Origin of the sequence: Kribbella sp. NBC_00662 (genome assembly GCF_041430295.1) — a bacterium.
Taxonomy (GTDB): Bacteria; Actinomycetota; Actinomycetes; order Propionibacteriales; family Kribbellaceae; genus Kribbella.
Window position 1 is genome coordinate 543569 of the sequence record NZ_CP109029.1, and the last position, 24045, is coordinate 567613.

Annotated in this window: 24 protein-coding genes; 9 read left to right on the forward strand and 15 right to left on the reverse strand. The window is 67.5% G+C overall.

Annotated elements, in window-relative coordinates; genetic code table 11:
- Positions 1-17: 17 nt before the first annotated feature.
- Positions 18-482 carry a hypothetical protein gene (locus OHA10_RS02705; protein WP_371404575.1) on the forward strand — a complete coding sequence of 155 codons (465 nt, stop codon included), beginning with the start codon at positions 18-20 and terminating at the stop codon, positions 480-482.
- Positions 482-985 (forward strand): hypothetical protein, encoded by a 504-nt coding sequence (locus OHA10_RS02710; protein ID WP_371404576.1) that lies wholly within the window; start codon positions 482-484, stop codon positions 983-985. Before OHA10_RS02705 ends, OHA10_RS02710 begins: the two co-directional genes overlap by 1 nt.
- Before the next feature lie 35 nt (positions 986-1020).
- On the opposite strand, the gene OHA10_RS02715 is transcribed toward OHA10_RS02710, so the two are convergent.
- Entirely contained in the window at positions 1021-1725 is a 705-nt protein-coding gene (locus tag OHA10_RS02715) for a DUF1707 domain-containing protein (RefSeq protein ID WP_371404577.1), read from the reverse strand.
- A gap of 96 nt (positions 1726-1821) precedes the next feature.
- Between OHA10_RS02715 and OHA10_RS02720 the strand changes: the two genes are divergently transcribed.
- The 3 genes from OHA10_RS02720 (at position 1822) to OHA10_RS02730 (ending at position 4221) form a co-directional block, all read left to right on the forward strand.
- Positions 1822-2127, forward strand: coding sequence for a hypothetical protein (locus tag OHA10_RS02720; protein ID WP_371404578.1), 306 nt, complete (start codon positions 1822-1824; stop codon positions 2125-2127).
- A gap of 102 nt (positions 2128-2229) precedes the next feature.
- Positions 2230-3897 (forward strand): fumarate hydratase, encoded by a 1668-nt coding sequence (locus tag OHA10_RS02725; RefSeq protein WP_371404579.1) that lies wholly within the window; start codon positions 2230-2232, stop codon positions 3895-3897.
- A 51-nt stretch (positions 3898-3948) separates the two neighbouring features.
- Entirely contained in the window at positions 3949-4221 is a 273-nt protein-coding gene (locus OHA10_RS02730; RefSeq protein WP_371404580.1) for a nitroreductase/quinone reductase family protein, read from the forward strand.
- Between the two features lie 2 nt (positions 4222-4223).
- Here OHA10_RS02730 and OHA10_RS02735 read toward each other — a convergent pair whose 3' ends face one another.
- The 7 genes from OHA10_RS02735 to OHA10_RS02765 form a co-directional block, all read right to left on the reverse strand.
- Complete coding sequence (locus OHA10_RS02735) at positions 4224-4382, reverse strand: hypothetical protein (protein WP_157997008.1); 159 nt, start codon at positions 4380-4382, stop codon at positions 4224-4226.
- Positions 4383-4439: 57 nt separating this feature from the next.
- Positions 4440-4958: a hypothetical protein gene (locus tag OHA10_RS02740; RefSeq protein WP_371404581.1), complete on the reverse strand. Its 519-nt coding sequence runs from the start codon at positions 4956-4958 to the stop codon at positions 4440-4442.
- Complete coding sequence (locus tag OHA10_RS02745) at positions 4958-5623, reverse strand: DUF402 domain-containing protein (protein WP_371404582.1); 666 nt, start codon at positions 5621-5623, stop codon at positions 4958-4960. The genes OHA10_RS02740 and OHA10_RS02745 overlap by 1 nt, the downstream gene beginning before the upstream one ends.
- Positions 5620-7023 carry a class II fumarate hydratase gene (locus OHA10_RS02750; RefSeq protein WP_371404583.1) on the reverse strand — a complete coding sequence of 468 codons (1404 nt, stop codon included), beginning with the start codon at positions 7021-7023 and terminating at the stop codon, positions 5620-5622. Before OHA10_RS02750 ends, OHA10_RS02745 begins: the two co-directional genes overlap by 4 nt.
- Before the next feature lie 122 nt (positions 7024-7145).
- Positions 7146-7787, reverse strand: a complete 642-nt coding sequence (locus OHA10_RS02755) for a hypothetical protein (RefSeq protein ID WP_371404584.1) — start codon at positions 7785-7787, stop codon at positions 7146-7148.
- A gap of 1 nt (position 7788) precedes the next feature.
- Positions 7789-8457 (reverse strand): response regulator, encoded by a 669-nt coding sequence (locus OHA10_RS02760; RefSeq protein ID WP_371404585.1) that lies wholly within the window; start codon positions 8455-8457, stop codon positions 7789-7791.
- On the reverse strand, positions 8441-9643 hold the full coding sequence (locus OHA10_RS02765; RefSeq protein WP_371404586.1) for a sensor histidine kinase: 1203 nt from the start codon (positions 9641-9643) through the stop codon (positions 8441-8443). The genes OHA10_RS02760 and OHA10_RS02765 overlap by 17 nt, the downstream gene beginning before the upstream one ends.
- Positions 9644-9762: 119 nt before the next feature.
- Here OHA10_RS02765 and OHA10_RS02770 point away from each other — a divergent pair, with 119 nt between their 5' ends.
- Positions 9763-11058, forward strand: a complete 1296-nt coding sequence (locus OHA10_RS02770; RefSeq protein ID WP_371404587.1) for an alpha-L-fucosidase — start codon at positions 9763-9765, stop codon at positions 11056-11058.
- Here the strand turns inward: OHA10_RS02770 and OHA10_RS02775 are convergent, their stop codons facing one another.
- From OHA10_RS02775 to OHA10_RS02785, 3 genes are all read right to left on the reverse strand, one after another.
- The gene (locus OHA10_RS02775) at positions 11059-11763 is read right to left on the reverse strand and encodes a hypothetical protein (RefSeq protein ID WP_371404588.1); all 705 of its coding nucleotides are present in this window, start codon (positions 11761-11763) and stop codon (positions 11059-11061) included.
- 182 nt (positions 11764-11945) lie between these two features.
- Positions 11946-13277 (reverse strand): PhoH family protein, encoded by a 1332-nt coding sequence (locus OHA10_RS02780; RefSeq protein WP_137258405.1) that lies wholly within the window; start codon positions 13275-13277, stop codon positions 11946-11948.
- A gap of 1430 nt (positions 13278-14707) precedes the next feature.
- The gene (locus tag OHA10_RS02785) at positions 14708-15487 is read right to left on the reverse strand and encodes an isoprenyl transferase (protein ID WP_350862406.1); all 780 of its coding nucleotides are present in this window, start codon (positions 15485-15487) and stop codon (positions 14708-14710) included.
- Positions 15488-15748: 261 nt separating this feature from the next.
- Between OHA10_RS02785 and OHA10_RS02790 the strand changes: the two genes are divergently transcribed.
- Positions 15749-16444 carry a hemolysin III family protein gene (locus OHA10_RS02790; protein WP_371404589.1) on the forward strand — a complete coding sequence of 232 codons (696 nt, stop codon included), beginning with the start codon at positions 15749-15751 and terminating at the stop codon, positions 16442-16444.
- Between the two features lie 624 nt (positions 16445-17068).
- Here OHA10_RS02790 and OHA10_RS02795 read toward each other — a convergent pair.
- Together OHA10_RS02795 and OHA10_RS02800 are read right to left on the reverse strand one after the other, a co-directional pair.
- Entirely contained in the window at positions 17069-17992 is a 924-nt protein-coding gene (locus OHA10_RS02795; protein ID WP_371404590.1) for a phosphotransferase family protein, read from the reverse strand.
- A 172-nt stretch (positions 17993-18164) separates the two neighbouring features.
- The gene (locus OHA10_RS02800; RefSeq protein WP_371404591.1) at positions 18165-18614 is read right to left on the reverse strand and encodes a MarR family winged helix-turn-helix transcriptional regulator; all 450 of its coding nucleotides are present in this window, start codon (positions 18612-18614) and stop codon (positions 18165-18167) included.
- A gap of 54 nt (positions 18615-18668) precedes the next feature.
- Between OHA10_RS02800 and OHA10_RS02805 the strand changes: the two genes are divergently transcribed.
- The gene (locus tag OHA10_RS02805) at positions 18669-19826 is read left to right on the forward strand and encodes a phosphotransferase (protein WP_371404592.1); all 1158 of its coding nucleotides are present in this window, start codon (positions 18669-18671) and stop codon (positions 19824-19826) included.
- 57 nt (positions 19827-19883) lie between these two features.
- Positions 19884-20396: a hypothetical protein gene (locus tag OHA10_RS02810; RefSeq protein ID WP_371404593.1), complete on the forward strand. Its 513-nt coding sequence runs from the start codon at positions 19884-19886 to the stop codon at positions 20394-20396.
- On the opposite strand, the gene OHA10_RS02815 is transcribed toward OHA10_RS02810, so the two are convergent.
- A complete protein-coding gene (locus tag OHA10_RS02815; RefSeq protein WP_371404594.1) occupies positions 20393-21808 on the reverse strand; it encodes a M28 family peptidase in 1416 nt (471 codons plus the stop codon). The two genes, OHA10_RS02810 and OHA10_RS02815, sit on opposite strands and share 4 nt — an antisense overlap.
- A gap of 72 nt (positions 21809-21880) precedes the next feature.
- Entirely contained in the window at positions 21881-23935 is a 2055-nt protein-coding gene (locus tag OHA10_RS02820; RefSeq protein WP_371404595.1) for a M4 family metallopeptidase, read from the reverse strand.
- Between the last annotated feature and the right edge of the window lie 110 nt (positions 23936-24045).

Sequence of the window (24045 nt, forward strand, 5' to 3'; positions counted from 1 at the left end):
AGGCTTGGGTGGTTGAGATGCATCGGAACGGGCGGGTGGAGTTTCCGTTGCGGAGGTGGGCGTTCGGGTGGGTGCCGGTCGTGCCGCTGCTGGGTACGACGGCCTACCTTGGGCTCGGCCTTCCGGAGATGCTCGACGACGGCGGGTGGCGGTACGTCGGTTATCTGATCACGGTGCTATATGTCGGCGCCGCCGGCGTGGTCGTTTGGCAGTTGGTCACCCAGCGACCGAGGGTGGTCGTCGACCGCCGGGGCATCCACCGCGGCCGTCGGCATTTCGTCGCGTGGAGCGAGATCAGTTCGATCGGGGCCGTGTCGGGACCGAGCCTGGTACGGCGACTCCGTGTGCTTCCGAGGGACGTGCGGGCGAAGGACCTCGTTCTCAGCCAGCACCATGTGAACGACCTGGGGTCGTTCCGCGTGTGGCTCAACGACGTACTGGCCGAGCAACGGCAGCTCTCGCAGGAAGGGCATGTGGACTGATGCGGGACATGGGAGACGTCTCGGCGGAGGTTTGGGCTGAGGAGCTGCGTCGTACCGGGCGAGTGGTGTTTCCGTTGCGGCGGCGTTGGGCGTTCCAAGCGCTCGTGCCCCTGTTGCCGGTGGCCGTGCTGGTGGTGTTGGGCCCACTGCTGGCCGGAGCGCCGCCTCCCGACGTCGTCGATGTCCTCTTCGTCGTGGCGGCGTACACCGTCCTGCTCGGCCTCCCGGTGTACCAGCTCCTCACGCAACGGCCGGCCGTGGTGGTGGATCTCGAGGGGATCCGCTACGGGCGGCGGAGGTTCCTGCCGTGGGACGCAGTGGGAGGACTCGGAGTCGTTATCGGGCTGCCGCTGGGGCGGACATTCCTCGTCATTCGGCGGGACAGGTCCGGGAAGAACATCCGGCTGTCCCAGCGGAACGTACGCGACCTGCCAGAGTTCCGCCGGTGGCTGGGGACGGTACTCGCCGACCAGCGCCGTACGCCGACGTCGCACAACAGCTAGGCAGCTGGAGTCGTCGGATCCGAAGTCGCCCTGGATCAGGTGAGGCCGAGGCGTTTGCTCAGGCGAGGGCCTCGTTTGATCTTGATCTCGCCGAGGATGGCGGTGCCGCGGATGTGGAAGCGTTTGGGGGCCGTCGGCTGCGCGTTCGGGTCGGGGACGGCTTTCAGGCCGGCCTCCTGTTCGGAGACGGAGCCGAGGATCGGGTTGCTGTCGAGCAGGACGATCGCGTTCGCGGGGACGCGGATCTTCACGTCGGCGAGGATCGACTTCACATCGACCTGGATCTCGTCGTACGGGATCTGCGCCTCGGTGTAGTCCAGCGTGACGTCACCGAGGACCGCGTTCACCTCCTGCCGCTGCGGGACGAGCCAGTTGCCCATCCGCTTGGTCTCGGACATGAACACGTTGATCACCGGGCCGGTCTCGACCATCGCGCCGCTGTACTGCGGGGTGACCGACGGGACTCCCGCCGTACCCGGAGCGCGCGGACCGTTCGGCAGGTCGGCGGTCAGCTCGACGAGTTCGCCGTACGTCTTGGAGCCGTACAGTGTCTCGAGCCGCTCCTCCAGCTCGCCGTACGACAACCGCCCTTCGCCCGCGGCCTCGCGCAGTACGTCGGCGACCTCCTCCCGCTCGAGGTCGGACACCCGCCGCCGCAACGCCAGTTCATCACCGGTCGCCGCCTGCGAGGGCACGGCATCCTGCGGTCGGTTCTCCTGGGGAACGTCATCCTGAGCCACGCCAAAACCATACGCGCGCCACCCTCCCACCGCCGCCCGTTTCTCCCCCGATTCACCCCTGATGCGAACCCTGGTTCCAGGCTCATACTGTCCAACATGACCTGGCCTGAAGGATCCCGCGGACGTGCTCTCGCCGCCGCATACCTCGTCGCGTGGGCGGTGATGGTGATCGGCATCGTTCTGGTCCTCGGGTCACAGCTCTCCGGGCGGGATCTGCTGGTGTGGCCGGCCAGCGCGATGGCGGTCGCCGGTCAGCTGGTCATCACCGGGCTCGCGCGTCTGTTGCGCGACGCCGTTCCGGCGACCTCGGTGAGGGGACGTACGGATCCACGCGCGGTCGCCTGGAACCGGCTGTCCCTCGGACGCGAGCTCCCCGGCGCGTGGAGGGTGGTGCGCGGGTGAGGGTTGCCTCAGCTGGGGGTGAGACGGAGGTCGCGTCGGCGGGCGCGGTGGGGAGAACTAGGCTTTAGGGCGTCCAGTCCACTCCTCCTGGAGGTATGCCCGGTGTCTGCCGACTTCAACTACTCCGATCTGCTGCCGTTGGGTGTTGACGAGACGGAGTACCGGTTGCTGACGACGGAAGGTGTCAGTACTTTCACGGCGGGCGACAGGACGTTTCTGCAGGTGCAGCCGGAGGTGCTGCAGGCGTTGACCGCGGAGGCGATGCACGACATCTCGCACTACCTGCGGACCGCGCACCTCGCGCAGCTGAGGCGGATCATCGACGACCCGGAGGCGTCCGGGAACGACCGGTTCGTCGCGCTGGACCTGTTGAAGAACGCGAACATCTCCGCCGGCGGCGTGCTCCCGATGTGCCAGGACACCGGCACCGCGATCGTGATGGGCAAGAAGTCCGAGGGCGTGCTGACCGGCGCGGTCGACGAGGAGTGGATCAGCCGCGGCGTCTACGACGCGTACACCAAGCTGAACCTGCGCTACTCGCAGATGGCCCCGCTGACCATGTGGGACGAGAAGAACACCGGCTCCAACCTGCCCGCCCAGATCGAGCTCTACTCGACCCCGGCCGGAAGCGGCGACCCGGCGTACAAGTTCCTGTTCATGGCCAAGGGCGGCGGCTCCGCGAACAAGTCGTTCCTCTACCAGGAGACCAAGGCCGTCCTGAACCCGTCGCGGATGATGGAGTTCCTGGACGAGAAGATCCGCTCGCTCGGTACGGCGGCCTGCCCGCCGTACCACCTCGCCGTCGTGGTCGGCGGGACGTCGGCGGAGTACGCGCTGAAGACCGCGAAGTACGCCTCCGCGCACTACCTCGACACGCTGCCGACCACCGGATCGCCGCTGGGACACGGATTCCGGGACGTGGAGCTGGAGGAGGAGGTCTTCAAGCTGACGCAGGAGTTCGGGATCGGCGCGCAGTTCGGCGGGAAGTACTTCTGCCACGACGTCCGCGTGATCCGGCTGCCGCGGCACGGCGCCTCCTGCCCGGTCGCGATCGCGGTCTCGTGCTCGGCGGACCGGCAGGCGCTGGCGAAGATCACGCCGGAGGGCGTGTTCCTCGAGCAACTCGAGCGCGACCCGGCGCGGTTCCTGCCCGACACCACCGACGAGCACCTGGACGACGCGGCCGACGTCGTACGGATCGACCTGAACCGGCCGATGAGCGAGATCCGCGCGGAGCTGTCCAAGCTGCCGGTGAAGACGCGGCTGTCGCTGAGCGGGCCGCTCGTGGTGGCGCGCGACATCGCGCACGCGAAGATCAAGGAGCGGCTGGACGCGGGCGAGGAGATGCCTTCCTACCTGCGCGACCACGCGGTGTACTACGCGGGGCCGGCCAAGACGCCGGAGGGCTATGCGTCCGGGTCGTTCGGGCCGACGACGGCTGGGCGGATGGATGCGTACGTCGACCAGTTCCAGGCGGCGGGCGGGTCGTTCGTGATGCTTGCCAAGGGCAACCGGTCGGCGAAGGTGACGGCGGCGTGCAAGGAGCACGGCGGCTTCTACCTCGGCTCGATCGGCGGCCCGGCGGCGCGGCTGGCGCAGGACTGCATCAAGTCCGTGGATGTGCTCGAGTACGCCGAGCTCGGGATGGAAGCGGTGTGGAAGATCCAGGTGGAGGACTTCCCGGCGTTCATCGTGGTCGACGACAAAGGCAACGACTTCTTCACCGACACCCGCAAGCCGGTCCCGCTGACGGTGCGCCCGAGAAGCTGAGCGGTGGACCGCAGACACTGATCAACTGACGGTCAGCTGGCCGGTTCGCGCTTGGCGGGCGGCCCGAACGGGTCGCGGGTCGGCGTTGGTCAGTGGCACAGGTCCGCTCACCCGGACTGGTTCCGGAACTTGCGGGCGGCGGATACGACCGACGTGCAGGTCGGCGCCGAACACACGCGGATGCGAGCCCGTGAACTCACCGGCGTGGAGCGGAGCGCGATCTGGACGGACGTCATCCTCCGCGAGGATCCGGGCATCGGGCGGTTCGCGACGAAGGCACGGCGGACGATTCCCGTCGCCGTACTGCAACCGCTGGAGGAATGACCTCAGCCGGCCTTGGTTTCGACCGCCTCGGGAAGTTTGAGCATCAGCGTCTTCGCGGCCTGGACGAGATCGGCTTCGTTGTGGCCGAAGGCCTGGAGGTAGCTCCGGAGGGCGGATCGCAGTATCTGGAGCTCCTCGTCCTGCAACTCGATGGTGTACATGTTTCCAAGGTAAGTCCGAACCGCCCGGATGGAAGTGCTCGTGACCCACCTGTGTTGTCAGCCTTCCGGCCACCCCGCCAAGCGGAGGATCGCCGCCGCTGTCTCCGCCACGTCGCCGTCGTTGCGGACAGCGAAGTCCTCGATCGGCTGATGGGTCTCGGCGAAGGCCAGCGCAGCGGCCAGACTCCAATCCGGACCGCGGGTCGTGCGAGTGCGAGCCTCGATCAGAGCCGGTGCCGTGACGATACGCACCACCTGCACCGCGCAATCGGGGAGTGCCGCGGTGTAGGCGGCGCGGAGCTCGGCGGAGAAGACCGGGCCGCTGACGACCAGGAAGTCGGCGCCGGCCGCCCGGTAGGTCCGCCAGACGGCGGCGAGGTTGTCGATGCGCAGATGATCGCTGAAGCGCAGGCCGGAAGCCGGCGCGGGTCGCTTGGGACCGCCGAACTGGGCGACGGCATCCAGGTCCAGTACGCCGGTGGTGTGGCCGGAGCCGGTGAGCACACCACCGATCGCCTGGGCCGTGGTGGTCTTGCCGACGCCGCTGCCTCCGGTGAGAAGCAAAGCGCTGGGCATCAGCTGTGTAGCTCCTCCGCGATCAGGGTCGGCTGATGGGTCGTCGGCGCGGCCGGAACGCGCCAGGCGGCGGGCGGTCTCCAGAACTGCCAGTCGTCGGAGAACGGTGCCGTCCAGGCTTCGATATCGCGGATCGCAGCGTGGGCGTCGCCAATGATGCGCTCCGCCTCGGCCGCCGTGAACCGACCGGCCGCGACCGCCCCTTCGAGCTCGTCCTCGTCCTTCCACTCGATGGTGCGGTCGGGCTTGATCCACAGATCGAGCACGCGGTCGACGGTGCTGGTACGCCGGGACGCCCAGTCGCGGACGTGCTCCCGCTCGAGGTTCACGTACCACCCGTGGAACGTCTCGTCCTCGCCCCAGAAGTACCAGACCGACCATGGCTTTCCAGGCGGCGACACCTTGAGGATCCCGGTCCCGTGCCAGATGTCGAGCTTCAGCACCCGCTCCTCGGTGAACATCCCGACCGGACCGGCATGCCGCATCTCGCGCCCGTCGGCGAGGACCGGCTTGAGCAACGGCGTACCCGGCGCGAGCCAGGCGACCAGCCCGTCCGCGTCGTCACGCACGACCGTCATCGGCCGCACGTTCGGCTTGTCTGCGTGCTTCCCGGTCCCTTCGTACACCCACTCGATCGTCGTCCCCGGCTCCCAGTAGTCCGTCACGAGTCCGCCGGCCGGGTCATGGAGAGTACGTCGAGGGCCGCGTCCAGCTGCGCCTCGGTCAGGTCTCCCTTCTCGACGTGACCGTTCTCGATCACGACCTCACGGATCGTTTTCCCTTGTTTCAAAGCACTCTTGGCCACCGCGGCAGCGTTCTCGTATCCGATGTAGCGGTTGAGCGGTGTCACGATCGACGGCGACGACTCGGCCAGCGCGCGGGCGTGATCGACGTTCGCGGTGATGCCGTCGACGCAGCGGTCCGCCAGCAGTCGCGAGCTGTTCGCGAGCAGGGTGATGGATTCGAGCAGGTTGCGCGCGATCACCGGGAGCATCACATTCAGCTCGAAGTTGCCTCCGGCACCGGCCACGGTGATCGCGGTGTCGTTGCCGATCACCTGCGCGGCGACCATCAGCGTCGCCTCGCAGATCACCGGATTCACCTTGCCCGGCATGATGCTCGAGCCCGGTTGCAGGTCCGGCAGCGAGATCTCGCCGAGCCCGGCCCGCGGCCCGGATCCCATCCAGCGCAGGTCGTTGCAGATCTTCGTCAGGCTCACGGCCACCGTCTTCAGCTGCCCGGACAGCTCGACCAGTCCGTCGCGAGCTCCTTGCGCCTCGAAATGGTCCTCGGCCTCGGTCAGCTCCAGCCCGGTCCGCCGGTTCAGCTCGGTGATCACCGCGGCCGCGAACCCGGGCGGCGTGTTGATCCCGGTGCCGACCGCCGTCCCACCCAGGGGCAGCTCGGCGACCCGGGGCAGCGTTGCCCGCACCCGCGCTGCGCCCCGGCGGATCTGCTGCGCATACCCGTTGAACTCCTGGCCGAGCGTCACCGGCGTCGCGTCCATCAGATGCGTCCGCCCGGACTTCACCACCTCGGCGAACTCAGATCCCTTACGGGACAAGGAATCCGCGAGGTGCTCGAGCGCCGGCAACAGGTCCTGCACGACGCCGGCCGTCGCAGCGACGTGGATCGCCGACGGGAAGGTGTCGTTGCTCGACTGGGACGCGTTGACGTCGTCGTTCGGGTGGACGTCCTGGCCGAGCGAGCGGGTGGCGAGGGTGGCGAGCACCTCGTTGGCATTCATGTTGGTCGACGTCCCCGAGCCGGTCTGGAACACGTCGATCGGGAACTCGGCGTCGTACTCCCCCGCGGCCACGTCGTCCGCCGCGGCGACGATCGCGGCTGCCCGGTCGGCGTCGATGACGCCGAGTGAGGCATTCACCACCGCGGCCGAGGCCTTGATCTGGGCCAGCGCGTGCACGAGCGCCGGCGCGAGCGGCCGCCCGGAGATCGGGAAGTTCTCCACCGCACGCTGCGTCTGCGCCCGCCACAACGCGTCCCGAGGCACCTTGACCTCGCCCATCGTGTCGTGCTCGATCCTGAATTCCACGTCATCACCCATACCTGCAGAGTACGTCGCTGAGCGTTGTCGGAACGCCCTGATGGACAAGCTGTGGACAACGACACAGGAGTGGACGGGATGAAGTGCCTGCACGACGAGCAGGGTGCGCGGGTGACCGTGGACTACGAGCTGCCCTGATAGACGTAGTAGGTCTCGTCCCGGTCCTGCAAACGGACCGGGACCGGGCTGACCTGGCATGCCCCGAAGACGTCCGTCACGGCTGATTCCAACGCAGCAGATGAAGATGACGACCAGACGGTGAGAACACCACCGTCACGCAGCTTCGCCCGGCACGTGGTGAGAAACGAGGAGGTGTAGATAGCCGAATTCTCGTTGTAGACAAGGAAGTCCGGACCGTTGTCGACGTCCAGCAGGATGGCGTCGGCGGACGCGTCGGGGAGATCGCCCACGACCGCTCGGACGTCGCCCACCACCACCTCGACCCGCGGGTCGGCGAGGATCGAGGGGATCAGGCCCGAGCGCATCCACCCCACCAGATCCGGCTCGATCTCTGCGACGATCACCGAACCGAGACGCGAGTCGGCCAGCAGTGCGCGGACCGTGTAGCCGAGTCCGAGCCCACCGACGAGCACCCGGTCAGGCCGCCGTACCGCCTCCAGGGCAGCCGAAGCCAGCAGCTCCTCGCTGGACGTCTCCTGGTCGTCCATCACGAAGACACCGTTGACGCGCAGCTCCAGCGCCCCGTCGTCACGTCGTCGCAGGACCAGCTCGCCCCGCGGGCTGATCGCTCGTGCCAGCTCCACCTCAGACCAGCCCGGCCTCGTGGGCGAGCAGTGCGAGCTGCACGCGGTTGGTCAGCTGGAGTTTGGCGAGTGAGTTGGTCAGATGCGTCTTCACCGTGGCGATCCCGAGCTCCAGATCGGCAGCCACCTCGGCATTACTCTTGCCCTCGGCCACCGCTTGTACGACGTCCCGCTCCCGCTCCGTCAACCGCGCCAGCGACGCGAGTGCCGACGTACGGCGGCCGTCTGCGTCGACTGCTCCGACATGGTCCATCAGCTGCCGCGTGGACTGCGGCGACAGCACGGACTCCCCCGCAGCCACCTTCACGACTGCAGCAACGATCTCCGCCGGCGTAGCGTCTTTCAGCAGGTAGCCAGAAGCCCCTGCGCGCAACGCCCGCAGCAGATGCTCGTCCGAGCCGAACGTGGTCAGCATCACCACCTCCGGCGCGGCACCACGCCGCCGGATCTCCTCGGTCGCAGCAACCCCGTCCAGCATCGGCAGACCGATATCCATCAGTACGACGTCCGGCTCCAGCTCACGCACCGCCGCGACCGCCTGCCGCCCGTCGGCCGCTTCACCGACCAACTGCAGCTCCGGTGCCCCCGACAACATGCTGGACAACCCCGCTCGGACGAGTGGGTCGTCGTCGACCACCAGCAGCCGGACCGGTTCACTCACGCCCGTCATCGTAGGCCACCCACGGTAGCCAGGCCGCCAGCCGGAACTCCCCGTCCGCAGTAGGCCCGTGCTCGAACCGACCGCCGGCCAGAGATGCACGCTCCGCCAGCCCGATCAGCCCCACCCGCGAACCCGGACCAGCAGCACCAGGCTCAAGCCTGTTGACCACCTCAACCGACAGGCCCACACCCGGTCCGCCGCTCAGCACCACCCGGACCGTCTGATGCGGCGCGTGCTTACGCGCGTTGGTCAGCCCCTCCTGGATGATGCGGTACGCATGCCGCCCGATCGAGTCCGGCACCGCAGCGGGATCCACGCCGGCAGACAGCTCGATCCGCGTCCCAGCAGCGCGAGACTCGGTCACCAGCTCGTCCAGCTCGGCGATACCTCGACGTGGCCCGTCCACGGTGTGCTGAGACCGCAGTACGCCGACAATCTCCCTCAGGTCCTCCACGCTGTCTCGTGCGCTCGAGCGGATCACCCCAGCGGCACGGGCGAGCTCGTCGGCAGGCATGTCCGGCCGGAACTCCAGTGCGCCCGCATGCATGCTCAGCAAGGACAACCGATGCCCGAGCGCGTCGTGCATCTCCCGGGCGATCCGCTCCCGCTCCCGCCGCTGCCCCTGTTCCACACGCATCTCCTGCTCTGCCTCGGCCCGGATCGCTCGCTCGGTCAGTGAGGCCAGCAACTGCCGCCTGGTGCGCACCACGATCCCCCAGGCCACCAGCAGCAGGGACGCGAGCGCAGTCACCGTCACCGCGATCCAGTAACCGTTCGGCACATCTGCCACCGGATACAGCCAGAACTGGAGCATGCAGGATGCCATCGACACTGCGCCCAGTGTGAGGCTGACAGCCGGTCGCCGGTGTACTGCGACCGTGAACAGCGCCAGTCCGCCTGCCCCACCGAGCGAAGGAACGAGGGTGGAGGCAACGATCATCACCACGGCCAGTCCGATCGGCCACCGCCGACGGAGCAGCAGGGACAGGGCTCCGGCGATACACAGCGACAGATCCAGCCAGTACGGCAGCGGACCGATCCGTGGCGGCGGCTCCGCGTCGCCCACCGAGATCAGCCCCACCAGGAACGCGATCACCACACAGGCGACATCCACCACCCGGTCGCGCGGGGTCAATCGCCCGTAGCCCGGCGCCGCACGCGAGCCAGGTTCGATGAGTGCGGCAAGGAACTCCACGCGACCGACGGTAACGCGTACGGCGAGACTTTCGGTGGAGCCCCACGTCCGCCGAAAGACGACCACGACGTACGGCGGGCTGATCCGCACGCACCGTACCTCCGGCCAGGCTGGACACCGTGAAGCGATTCGGACGGATTGTTCTGCGCGTGGCCCTGGTCGGCGTCGCGCTCGTACTGATCTTCGTCGGCTGCTCGGCGGTCTGGACCTGGCAGGACAACCGCAGAGCCGAGATGACGACCAACGGGCCTTACCAGGCGACGGTGGAGTCGTTGAACAGCCATCCGCTGCCGAAGTGGTTCGCCGATGCCAGGTTCGGGATCATGATCCACTGGGGTCTCTACTCGGTCCCCGGCTTCGCCCCGAAGGGAACGACGTTCAACAAGTTGCTCGAGACGCAGTACGGGCACGCGATGACCCACAACCCGTACGCCGAGGACTATGCGAACGCGATGAAAGACCCTGACTCACCCACCGGCCGGTACCACCGCGAGCACTACGGCGATGCGCCGTACAGCGACTTCACCAAGCAGTTCGACGCCGGTCTGGCGAAGTGGAACCCGGACCGGTGGGCGGCACAGTTCAAGGCGGCCGGAGCGTCGTACATCGTGGTGACGGCCAAGTACGCCGACGGGTACTCGATGTGGCCGACGCAGGTACGCAATCCGCACGCGCCGGACTTCCACGCGAAGCGAGACCTCATGGGCGAGCTGGCCGCGGCTGTGCGCAAGCAGGGGCTGAAGTTCGGCGTCTACTACTCCGGAGGGGTCGACTGGACCTTCCAGAAGGCCACCATCAAGACGCTGGGCGACTACGCCTACCTGCACTACGGCGAGGACTACCGGCGGTACGCCGTGGCGCAGGTGCGCGAGCTGATCGCCCGCTACAAGCCCGACATCCTCTGGAACGACATCTCCTGGCCGACCGGCTCGAAGCGTCTCTACTCGCTCATGGCGGACTACTACAACACCGTCCCGGAAGGCGTCGTCGACGACCGCTGGGGTACTGCGTCGTTCGGCAGGCAACTGATGAGCCCGAAGCCGATGCGCTGGGCCTTCGACCAGCTGATGAAGCCCCTCCTGAAGCTGCCGGGTACGGCGGACAGCGTCAGCGTCCCGAAGCCGCCGCCGCACTGTGACTTCCGCACACCGGAGTACGCCGGCTTCGACACGCCCCAGGAGAAGTTCTGGCAGCAGGACCGAGGCATCGGCGGTTCGTTCGGCTACAACCGGGAGGAGACCGACCAGGACTACGCCAAGTCGGCCGATCTGATCGCCGCGCTCGCGAAGGCGTCCGCCAACAACGGCGCGCTGCTGCTGAACGTCGGACCGAGCGGCGGGGAGGGCGAGATCGTCCCGGAGCAGGCCAGCCGGCTCGAGGACATCGGCGCCTGGCTGAAAGCGAACCCTAGGTGATCAGTACCAGCCCTTGGCCTGGGAGTGACCCCAAGCGTTGCAGGGCGAGCCGTAGGTGGCTTCGATGTAGTCCAGACCCCACTTGATCTGGGTGACCGGGTTGGTGCGCCAGTCCTTGCCGTACGCCGCCATCCGGCTGCCGGGGAGCGCCTGCGGGATGCCGTACGCCGTCGACGTCGGGTTGTCGGCGCTGACCTTCCAGCGGGACTCCTTGTTCCAGAGCTTCTCCAGGCAGCTGAACTGGCTTTGGCTCCAGCCGTGGTCGGGGAGGAGGTTCATCGCGACCTCCTTCGGCGTGCCCTCGTACTTCTTCCGCTCGGCGTCGCGGCTGGCCCGCTCCTCCTGGACCGAGCGGTCGGCCTCCTGGAGCGCCTGGTACCGGCGGAGGGCGGCGTTCTTGGCGTCCATCTTCTGCTCGGCGGCGTCCTGGGACGCCTTCCGGGCCGCCTCGACCGCCTCGATCTGGTTGCGCATCCGGACCGCCTCGGCCGCCTGCTCGGCGGCGCTCTGCGGCTTCGGAGTCGGCGAGGCGTCGTCGGAGGCCAGCACCTTTCCGCTGTTCAGCACGGCCATCTCGGCCCGCCCTGAGACCTTCTCCGAGGCACTGCTGCTCCCGGGGGAGCTGAAGAGGTCGATACCCGCGACAACGGAGACGACGGCGATCCCTGTAACTGCGAGAGCCGCGACGGAGCGCTTCGCTTTCATCTGTCCTTCCGAGAAAACCCGACCCCCGTCGGCTGCAACGAGAACATACTCTGGCGTAAACCGTGCGTGATCACAAGCAGGTCACGAACGAACGGTGCGGCCGCCAGCGTGGCGACCGCACCGTGCGCGGAATTCTTACCCCTGCTTTACAGAAAGTTATGACCCAATAACGCGGACACTCCTTACAGCTGCAGGTCGTCCAGCATCTCGGTCACCAGCGCCGCGATCGGCGACCGCTCCGAGCGGGTCAGCGTCACGTGCGCGAACAGCGGGTGACCCTTCAACTGCTCAACCACCGCGACCACACCGTCGTGCCGTCCGACCCGCAGGTTGTCCCGCTGGGCCACGTCGTGGGTCAGCACGACCCGCGAGTTCGCCCCGACCCGGGACAGCACCGTGAGTAGCACGTTCCGCTCCAGGGACTGCGCCTCGTCGACGATCACGAACGCGTCGTGCAGCGACCGGCCGCGGATGTGGGTCAGCGGCAGGACCTCGAGCATGCCGCGGTCCATCACCTCGTCGATCACGTCACCGCTGGTCAGTGCGCCCAGCGTGTCGTACACGGCCTGCGCCCACGGCCCCATCTTCTCGGACTCGGTGCCCGGCAGGTATCCGAGCTCCTGCCCGCCGACCGCGAACAGCGGCCGGAAGACGATGACCTTCTTGTGCTGGCGCCGTTCCATCACCGACTCCAGGCCGGCGCACAGCGCCAGCGCGGACTTACCGGTGCCGGCGCGGCCGCCGAGCGAGATGATCCCGACATCTGGGTCCAGCAGCAGGTCGAGCGCGACCCGCTGCTCGGCGGACCGGCCACGGATCCCGAACGCCTCCCGGTCGCCACGGACCAACCGGATCCGCTTGTCCGGCATCACCCGGCCGAGCGCGCTGCCCCGGTCGGACAGCAGCACCAGCCCGGTGTGGGTCGGGAAATCGCCCGCCTGCGGCAGCTCGACAGAACCGTTCTCGTACAGGTCGTCGACGATGTGGGTCTCGACCTCGAGCTCTGCCATCCCGGTCCAGCCGGACTCCAGGGTCAGCTCGGCCCGGTACTCCTCGGCCTGCAGCCCACACGCCGATGCCTTGACCCGCATCGGCAGGTCCTTCGAGACCAGCGTGACATCCTTGCCCTCGGCCATGAAGTTGCAGGCCACGGCAAGGATCCGGCTGTCGTTGTCGCCGAGCCGGAACCCGGCCGGCAAGGTCTCCGGGTCGGTGTGGTTCAACTCGACCCGGAGAGTTCCACCCTTCTCCCCCACTGGCAGGGGCGCGTCCAGACGTCCGTGCAGGATCCGGAGCTCGTCGAGCAGTCGCAGCGCGGTGCGGGCGAAGTAGCCGAGTTCCGGGTGATGCCGTTTGGCCTCCAATTCGGTGACAACGACCACCGGAACGACCACCTCGTGCTCGTCGAACCGCAGCATCGCGTGCGGGTCGGAGAGGAGCACCGAGGTGTCCAGCACGAAGGTGCGCTGGTCCGGTGTTGATGAGGTACTTGACGCCTTGGCGTGGATGGCCATGTCGCACGTCCTCTTCTAGGCCGTGACGTACACCCTCGCCCCGGCCCGCCAGTGGTTAGGTGATGGGTCGGGTGCCGCCCTCGGGGTCCGGTGTTGACCCCGTCCGCGCCGCCGCACGAGCGGCAACGGCGATCAGTGAGTTCGAGACCTGAGGTCTCGGGGACTCCGTTCGGCCCCTCATGGGGCAACCGGCTGGAACGAGATTCTCAAACTGATCGGGCCTCCCGTGACAGCCGGCTTCCCCTCCGACCGTCTCTGCCAGAGTAGGAGCACCCCGCAAACTGTGCAGCCCGACACGCCCGGCCACGGGGTTAACAGGGCGTTACACCTTCCACCGCCCGAGGGAGCCGGTTCACCCGGGCGGGTGATCCGGTACGGCGGTCCGCCCGGCGACGCTCGGTACATGAGGAAGAACTGGCCGTCGTGGATCGGGTACGCCACCGCTGCGTGGTCGCTGCTGTACGGCGTACTCGGCGTGTACTGGGCCTTCGGCGGAGCGGGCTACCCGTTCGCCCAGGTTCGGGACGACCGCGCCACCGCGTCGATCCTGGAAGGTACGCCGGTCCACGTGGTCGCACCCGTGATGGCAACGATCGGACTCGGCGGCGCCGCGCTTGCGGTCGTCATGACGCGGATGCGTCCGCGCGGATCGGTCCCGCAGACGATTGCCGCCGTACTCGCGGTCGGACTGGCGCTCGTGATTCCTGACTACACACTGATCGCGGTCGTAGCGCTCTCGCCGGCGATCCTGGTCTTCGCGTTCACTGGCGTACCGGGTGCGCAGGGCGGCGTCGGCGACATCCTGTACTGGCACCGGGTGAACCTGATCATCCTGTTCATCGGCGGCGTCCTGTGGGCGGCGACCGCTGTCGCGTACCACCGGCGCAGCCGGAACGTCTGCGTGTCGTGCGGGCGAGGATCGTCGGAGCCGGCTTGGCAGAGCCCGGCTGCGGCGCTGCGGTGGGGGAAGTGGGCGGTAGGCGTCGCAGTGGTCGCGAACCTTCCGTACGAGTTCACCCGCGTCTCCTGGTACTTCGGCTGGCCGGTGGGTATCAGCGACGACTTCCACCGGATGATGGCCGACACACCGGGCATGCTCGAGATGGGCCTCGGCCTCGCCGTGATGGGGCTCGCCGGCGGCGTCCTCACGCACGGTCTGGTGCACCGCTGGGGCGAGATCTATCCGCGCTGGATCTGGTTCAAGGCCGGCAGGCGTGTCCCGCCGCTGCTCGCGATCATCCCGGCCTCGATCGTTGCCGTCGTACTCGTGCCGGCGGGCCTGATGAACGCGCAGCTCCCGCTGGACGGCGACAACTGGGCGATCAATGCCCCAGGCATCCTTTGGGTGGTCTGGGGAGCAGCCCTCGGTACGGCGACGTACGCGTACTACCTGCGCCGCCGTACGACGTGTGCGCGCTGCGGGCGCGGCGTCACGTACCGAAGCGACGCTCTCGTTGCGCGTAGCTCCGGATCGCGCGGAGGAAGTCGACGTGCCGGAAGTCCGGCCAGAGCGCTTCGCAGAAATAGAACTCGCTCAGTGCGCTCTGCCAGAGCAGGAACCCGCCGAGGCGCTGCTCACCCGACGTACGAATGACCAGATCCGGGTCCGGCTGGCCCTTGGTGTACAGGTGCCGGGCGATGTGCTCGACGTCGACGCGATCGGCCAGCTCCTCGATCGACATGCCCTTCGCGGCCTCCTCGAGGAGCAGCGAGCGTACGGCGTCGGCGAGCTCGCGACGGCCGCCGTACCCGACGGCGACGTTGACGAACAGGCCCTCGTTGTCATGGGTCGCGGTCTCGGCGGCCTTAAGGACCTCCGCAGTACTGCCGGGCAGCAGGTCGAGCGCGCCGACCGGGTGGATCCGCCAGCGGCCGATCGCCGTCAGCTCCTCGACTGTCTGCTCGATGATCCGCAGCAGCGGCTCGAGCTCGTCGGCCGGGCGGGTCAGGTTGTCGGTGGACAGCATCCACACCGTGACGACCTTGACGCCGACGTCGTCGCACCACTCCAGGAACTCGGAGATCTTGTTCGCCCCGGCCTCGTGGCCGCGCGACACCGGGTCGCCGACCTGGCGGGCCCAGCGCCGGTTGCCGTCGATGATGACGCCGATGTGCCGCGGGATCCGGTCCGGCGACAGCGATCGCATCAGCCGGCGTTCGTACAGACCGTAGACCGCGTCCCGCAGCTTCTGCTTGCCAGGTGTCCGCATGGGCAGGGTGCTCTCCTCAAAGACTCTCGGTCACGAGGCTAGCCCACATCACGGTGTGGGTGAGAGCCCTCGGAGTGCCTCACAGAAACCTGCCGGTAAGGGCGAACTTTCTTCGTGGTTCGTGCATCGTAACCACGGGTGGTGGTGCGCCGACTCGGTGACGTCGCCTACATTTCATCCTTCTGACCCATGCAACCTACGGTTCCGTAGGTTACGGTGGCGTAGGTACGAACCGCCCGGCAACCCCTCGAAAGGACGGCGATGACCGCTACCAGCGCCCAGCCCCAGGAAGTCGGTCACCGGCTCTCCGGCCGACTCGGCCCGCTCAAGCCCAAGCTTCGCGGGTGGCTGCACGCCGGGACGTTCCCCTTCGCCACCGCGGCCGGCATCGTCCTGATCTGCCTGGCCCCGCACGCCAACGCCCGCCTCGCCGCCGCGGTCTATACCGCCGGCGCGATGCTGCTGTTCGGCATCTCGGCCCTGTACCACCGCTTCTACTGGGGCCCGACCGGCGAAGCGATCCTGCGCCGCCTGGACCACAGCAACATCTTCCTGCTGATCGCCGGCACCTACACGCCGCTCGGCATGGTCCTCCTGCACGGCAAGGACCGCGTCCTGATGCTCGGGCTGGTGTGGGGCGGCGCCGCACTCGGCATCCTGTTCCGCATCTTCTGGCTGAGCGCGCCCCGGTGGATCTACACGCCGATCTACCTCGCCCTCGGCTGGGTCGCCATCTTCTGGATGGGCGACATCTATCACGCCGGCGGCGCTGCTGTGGTGACGCTGATCGCTGTCGGTGGTGGGTTGTATTCGATCGGCGCAGTCGTCTACGGCACCAAGCGCCCGAACCCGTCCCCGCGTTGGTTCGGCTTCCACGAAATCTTCCACGCCTTCACGGTGGCGGCCTTCATCTGCCACTACATCGCGGTAAGCATCGCGACGTACCGCGCCGGTTAACTTCCCGTACGCCGGGCAAAACGACACGCCTTCGGCGCGGCTGACTTTGGTGAGTGGCTGCCGCACTTGACCGAGGGGCGACGCGCCTGCAGCGCATGCCTCAATCGGCCGGCCGACCTCGGCGAGCAGCGGACTTCAGGCGCGAGCTCGAAGCTGATACCCCAACCGCCTGTACGACTCCTGGGACGAGGGCTGCACGCCCCAGGACTTCTAGCGTCTGTGGCTGAGTGCTGTGAGGAGGACGGCAAGCGCGACTCCGCTGCCTGCGAGGAATGCACCGCGGGGAGGTGCCTTCAGGACCTCGTGATCGCCGTCGCTACTCAGTAACGACCAGCGGGAGCGGGCTGAGAGTGCTGAGCCGATGGAGAGCACTGAGCCTGCGGAGAAGGCGGACAGGGTCGATCCGACCGACGCGATCGAGAGCGCCGAGCCGACCGATCCGATGCTGAGCACCGACCCGACCGAACCGATCGACAGGATCGATCCGCGGCTCGCGATCGAAAGAAACGAATCCTCTGACCGCAACGACAATCCACCCATGCTGGGCATTCTCACACGAGCCCGAGCTGAGGGGTATGCACCAGCATCAGGCTCTGGTCAGGAGCGAGCGCGTGCCGACCCAGGTCACGACAGCAAGGACTCGAGGGCTGGTAGTCGGGTGAACATGTCAGGTAGGCCGCGGATGCCGTTGGCGGCGGACTCTTGGGACAGGGCGAGGTCGGGTCCTGTGGTTGCTTCGGTGTCAGTTAGGCAGCGGAGGATGTTCCACCTGGTGTGACCTAGCCAGCCGCTGATCATGTACACAAACCAACTCGGACCGGACGGCGGCAGCGTTCCGCCTCCTGCGACGTACCCATCGAGGACCGACCGGAAGATCGCGGGCTCGATGGTGTCGAAGCCAGAACCCTTCGAGATGCTCAGTGCGGTTGAGCCGAGTTCGCCGGACAGGTCGAGCATCCCCGAGAGCTCCCAGTCGAGCACGACCGGTCGACCGTCTCGGGCAAGCAGGTTCCACGGCTGGATGTCCTTGTGGGTCAGTACGACAGGCCCCGGCCGCTCGCAGGCGTGGACGAACTCGGCGATCGCGAGAAACGTCTCGATCTGGGACGCAAGTTCGTCGGCCCACGGCTGACCGGTCGCCGTCGCGCGCTCGGCCAGCTCGCGCCAATCGCGTGGGGCGGGCTCGTCCGCGGACGTGTCGGTCCACTCGACATCGAGCGAGTGGAGGCGCGCGAGGATCTCGCCGATCTCGAAGGCAAACGCCTCGGAGACCGGCTCTTCGGGCACCGGCGCTCCATCGACCCACCGATGCACGAGCGTGTCGGCGCTCGCCGAGATCGGCTCGGGCATCGGGATGCCGGCGGCGAAGGCTGCCTGCTCGAATCTGAAGACATCGTCGAGGCGATAGTCCCAGCGGCGGTCGACGAGATTCAACTCCTTGACAGCGAACGAGCCCTGGTCGGTGTCGAGCCGGTACATCCGGTTGGCGAATCCTCCGTGCACACGGATCGGCGGGCCGACCGGCGTACCGAGCTGCGAGAGATCCACCCGACGACTCTAGGACCCGGAGTTCATCGGTGCACCGGAATTGCCAGGGATGCACGCAACAACTGCAGCCGGCTATGCGAGTCCTCTTCGAGGTTTGCGAACTTGCGCAGTAAACGCTTGAGCCGGCCAACAAAACTGCCGCGCCGCAGACGTGTCCTTTCTCGGCGTGCCCCTAGCTGCCCAGTTCGCGGAGGGTTTCTCGGAGTAGCTCGTAGCGTTCGGGGCCCAGGCGGGCTGACCAGATTTCTTCGACGCGTTCGATGGCGGCCTGGCTGTAGGCCGCCGCCTCGTCGCCCTTCGGGGTGCGGCGGACCAGGCGGACTCGACGGTCCGCGCGGAGGCGATCCGACTCGACGTAGCCGAGGCGTTGGAGGTAGTCGACGTGTTGGCCGAGGCCTTGTTTGGTCATCACCGCGACCTCGGCCAGGTCGGTGATGCGGGCGCCGTCGGGCGGGATCATCTCGAGGAGGCGGTAGTGCGAGACCCGCAGTCCGGGGTAAAGGTCCTCCGAGCTCGCCAGGATCTCCTCCCGGATGCGCTTCAGGGCCGCTCCGAGCAGACCGGCGATGTGCCCGGACCAGGGTCCCTGCAGCCGGGCGGAAACGTCGTTGACCGAGGTCATAAAGCCACTTTACTATACCTTTAGTAAGGTGGCTTTACTTCCTTGGGGGGAATCATGATCACCGCACTCGAACCGCTGGGCCGAGATGCCCTGCCCGACGACGACTTCACCGCCCTGGTCCGGACGATCACCGGCGATCCACAAGCCGTGCCCGCCGACGTGCGGGTCGAGCCGGTCGACTACCCGATCGGCACGCCGAGCACCGAGTCGCTCAACCGGGTCTTCGGCACCACGACAGGCACGTCCGAAGAGTGGTCGTGCTTCGTGAAGAAGTTCCAGTCGGTCCGGCACTGGCCGATGATCGGCATGTTGCCCGAGGAGTTCCGCGAGCCCTTCATCCACAACCTCCCCTGGCAGCTGGAGATCGCGGTCCACCGCAGCGACATCGCCGAGATCCTCCCCGAGGGCATGCGCCTCCCGGCGACGTACCGGATCGACGTGTACGACGACGATCGCGCCACCCTGTGGATGGAGAACATCGTCCAGGAGTGGGGTCCGTGGCCGATCGACCGGTTCGAGCGAGCGGCGTACCTGTTGGGTCGACTGTCCGCGCGTCGCCAGCCCCACCTGGTCGAGCCGTTCCTCCCCCGCGAGCACGTGACCACGCCGGGCATCGGATTGCGCTTCTACTCCGAGGGCCGAGTGCAGCAAGGCGCACTGCCCGCACTCGCAGACCCGCAGACCTGGCGGCATCCACTGCTCAGCAGCGCGGTCTGCAACCTCGGCGAGCACGGCCTGCGCGACGACCTGCTCGAGCTGGGCGAGCGCATCCCCGCCGTACTGGATGCGCTCGAGGCGTTGCCGCAGTGCTACCAGCACGGCGACGCGAGCCCGCAGAACCTCCTGGTGTCGAGGGACAAGCCGGACGAGTTCGTGGTGATCGACTGGGGCTTCGACTGCCCGCAGGCGGTCGGGTTCGACCTGGGCCAACTGCTGATCGGACTGGCGCACGCCGGCGAGCTGGCACCCGAGGCGCTGCCCGTGGTCCACAGAGTCATCCTCAAGGCATTCCAGGAGGGCCTCAAGGTCGAGGGGATGCAAGTGTCCGAGGACGACGTGCTGTACGGGTACCTGGGTTCGTTGCTCGTCCGCGCCGCGTTCACTGCACTACCGCTGGAGCTGTTCGGCATGCCCGACGCCTCGCCGGACCTGTTCCTGCAGCGAGTCCAGCTGACCCGCGCCATGGTCGACCTGGTGTCGCCGATTATCTGAACATTTCAGTCGTGTCACAGCTGCAACGAACGCCACGCCTACGTGTATCCATAGTGCGTGACGAACCTGAGCAGATACACAGCACTGGCCGCCCTGGCAGGACTCGTCGTGTTGAGCGGATGCGGCAGCGAGTCCGGCGCGGGCAGCACGCCCACAACCAGCAACACACCGTCACCGACGATGCCGTCGGTCACCCAGTCCGCACCGGTCGGCGCCGGCCTGCCGCTGACGGTCAGCCGCACCGGCGGGTTCGCGGGTTTCGACGACCAGGTGCTGATCAGCCCTGACGGTGTCGCGACGGTGAGCTCGCGCGGCAAGGAGACGATCCGGTGCAAGCTCGCCCCGAGCCTGCTGACGACCATCACCGCGGCCTCTCAGCAGGTCGACTGGGCCAGCCTGGTCGCGACCAAGCCGACCACGAAGCACCCGGACGACATGATCCTCGCGGTCTCCGCGAACGGGAAGACCGCCCGGATCGAGGACCCGAAGGTCAAGCCGCTGGCGGCCCCGGTGAACGAGTTGCTCACCGAAGCCGCCATCCCACCAGGCAAGCTCTGCACGAAGATCTAGCTCGCGGTCACCGCGACATCGTCGATCACGAAGCTCGTCTGCAACGACGAGTCCTCCTGGCCGACGAACTTCACCGTGACCGTCTTTCCCTTGTACGGCGAGAGATCGAGCGTCTTCTGCACGTACGACGTACTCTTGTTCAGGTTCGAGTACGTCGCCAGCGTGGTCGTCGTGGAACCGTTGACGACCTGCACCTTGACCGTGTCGTACACGGTCGACGACGTGGTCTCGGCGGAGTCGATCCGTATCCACAGCGACAACGCGGCCGCTGTCGCCGTGGACGGGATCGTCACCGCTTGACCGATGTTCTCGGTGCTGCTGCGGCCGTTCCCCTGCAGCCATGCCTTCCAGGTCCCGGTGCGGGCCGGTCGACCGGTGTTGCTGGTGATCACGCCGGTCGTCCCCGTCCAGTTCGCCGTACCGGACTCGAAGCCTGGGTTCTGCAGGAGATTGTCACCGGTCGGCGGCGGGCCGCCGGTGTAGTCCTTCTGCGCGTACGTCCAGATCATGTAGCCGATGGCATCGATCTGGCGGTCCAGCGAGGTCAGGTCCAGGTTGCTGATCGTGTCGCAGGACCGGTGGTAGCACGGGTCGAACGCCTGCCCCGCGGTACCTCCCCACTTCGCCGCCTGGGCGGACGTCTTCGTCTCCTCGGCGCCGGAGAACGTCCCGGCCGTTGGAATCCCCAACGAACGGAACGCCGCATGGTCGGAGCGGCCCTGGACGTCGATGAACTCGGTCTGCACGCTCTTGCTGGTGAAGTACGAGACCAGGTCGTCACGCGCCCCGTTGCCGGCCGGGTTGTCGTCGTAGACGAAGTACCCCGGGTTCGGCGACGCGATCATGTCGAAGTTCAGGTACAGCTCGATCTTGTCCCGCTCGGCCGCGGGCAGGTTGTTCACGTAGTACTTCGAACCGAGCAGCCCGAGCTCCTCGGATCCCCAGAACCCGAACCGCAACCGGTTCCTGGGCGTCTGGCCGCCGGCAGCGTAAGCGAGGGCGGTTTCGAGTACGCCGGCGCTGCCTGAGCCGTTGTCGTTGATCCCCGGACCGGCGCTGACGCTGTCCAGGTGCGAGCCTGTCATCACGACGTGGTTCGCGTCGCCGTGCGGCCACTCCGCGATCACGTTGTACGACGTACCCGCCGAGGTGCTGAACGACTGCAGAGTGGTGGTGTAGCCGGCCGCGTCCAGCTTGGCCTTCACGTAGTCGGCCGAGGCCTTGTACCCCGGCCGGCCCGTGTACCGGTTGCCGCCGTTGCTGGTGGCAATCGACTGCAGCTGGTCGAGATGGGCCTTGGTGTTGGTGACCGAAATGTCCGGTGACTCCGCCGCGGTAGCGACGTTGCCGTGGGCAATCAGCGCGCCGGCCGCCAGTGCGGTGCCGAGCGCGGCGACGAGGAGCTTCTTCATGGACCGATCTCCTTCGGCCAAAGGGATCCGGGGCGCGGACCCGGGCGGTGGACCCGCGCCCCGGACGTCGGGTCAGCTCGCGGTCAGCGAGGTGTCGTCGATGACGAAGCTGGTCTGCGCGGAGGAGTCCTCCTGGCCGACGAACTTCACCGTGACGGTCTTGCCCTTGTACGCCGACAGGTTCAGCGTCTTCTGCACGTACGACGTGTTCTTGTTCAGGTTCGAGTACGTCGCCAGCGTTGTCGCGGTCGACCCGTCGACGACCTGGACCTTCACCGTGTCGTACACGGTCGAGGTGGTGGTCTCGGCGGTGTCGATCCGGATCCAGAACGACAGGCTCGCGGTCGTCGCCGACGCCGGGATCGCGACCGACTGGCCGACGTTCTCGGTGGTGGCGCGGCCGTTGCCCTGCAGCCACAGCTTCCAGCTACCGGTGCGCGCCGGGCGGCCGGTGTTGTTGGTGATGGGGCCGGAGGTGCCGGTCCAGTTCACCGCGCCGGACTCGAAGCCCGGGTTCTGCAGCAGGTTGTCGCCGGTGGGCGGCGGCGTGGTGCCGCCACCGCAGGAAGCGGAACCGGCCGGCACCGCGATACCGCTGAACGCGGCCTCGATGCCCTTGCACTGTGCGGAATCCGCGCCGTACAGCTCCTTCGCGGAGTTGATCGCGCCCTCACGGGCGTCCTTGTAGGTGCTGCCCGAGCTGAGCTTGGTGCTCAGGGTGCGGTACCAGACCTTCGACGCGACGTCGCGGCCGACGCCGGCGAACGTAGTGCCGTTGCAGGCGGTGCTGTTGTAGGTGACACCGTTGATGGTCTTGCTGCCGGTGCCCTCCGACGCCAGGTAGAACCAGTGGTTCAGCGGGCCGGACGAGTAGTGCGGGTCGAGACCGCCGGTGCTGGTCGACCAGCAGTCCACGCTGGCACCGTCCTTCGACGGCTTGTCCATGTAGCGCAGCGGCGTACCGTCGCCGTTGATGTTGATCTTCTCGCCGATCAGGTAGTCACCCGGGTCGCTCGAGTTGTTCGCGTACCACTCGACCATCGTGCCGAAGATGTCGCTGGTCGCCTCGTTCAGGCCGCCGGCGTCACCGGAGTAGTTCAGGTTGGCCGTCGCCTCGGTGACACCGTGGCTCATCTCATGGCCGGCCACGTCGATCGCGGTCAGCGGGTGGGTGTTGCCCTGACCGTCGCCGTACGTCATCTGGGTGCCGTCCCAGAACGCGTTCACGTACGAGTTGCCGTAGTGAACCCGTGAGCGGGCGCCCTGGCCGTTGTTGAAGATGCCGTTGCGGCCGTGGACGTTCTTGTAATAGTCCCAGGTCAGCTGGGCGCCGTAGTGGGCGTCCACACCAGCGGTCTGGCGGTTCGACGCGGCGCCGGTACCCCAGGTGTCGTCGGCGTCGGTGAACGTGGTGCCGTTGCCGGACGTCGAGCCGTTCAGGTCGGTGGTGTAGTTGCCACCACGGCTCGCGTCGGTCATGGAGAAGTTGCCGGACGATCCCGACGTACCGATGGTCACCGTGCCGGCGTACATCGAGTTGCCGGTGCCGGTCTTGACCTCGTCGTCCTGGTCGAGAACGGCGCCGGTCCTGGCGTCGATGAACGAGTGCAGCACCGACGGGGTCTGGTCGGGCTTCACACCGGTGGTGACGACCTCGTAGGCGAGCACGGGCTTGGTCGGCGTCACGAAGACGACCAACTGGCCTTTGTTGCCGGAGGCCTTGAACTTCGCTGCCTGTGCGCCCTTCGCAAGAGCAGCCGACTGGGACAGGGTCGGCTTGGTGGCGACCTCGACGGCCTTCGCGCCGCGGTTGTAGGTGACCTGACCGATCGACTCGCCCTTGCGCTTGACGATCAGGTCACCGCCGACGACCTTCAGGCCGTTGAACGTGCGGTCGTAGCGGACGTATTCGGTGCCGTCGGCATCCTTCACCACGTCGCGAACCTTGAGCTGCTCGCCACTGCCGAGACCCAGAGCTGCGGCCGTCTGCGCGGTCAGCGCCTGCTCGGCCTGGACGGCGGCGGGCTGGTTGAACCCGGATGCCGGAAGCGGAACCGCCCGGTCGGCGGCACCCGCGGTCGAAGCGGTGAACGTCGTGGCAAGACCCGCTGCCGCGACGATGGCCACCGCCCCTGCTGATGTCAGTCGTCTCAAGACAACATCTCCTCACGGTGTGGTCGCTGTTTGGGCGCAGCGACCGAATTCAGTTGGGGACGCGCCGGATGCTGACCCAGCAG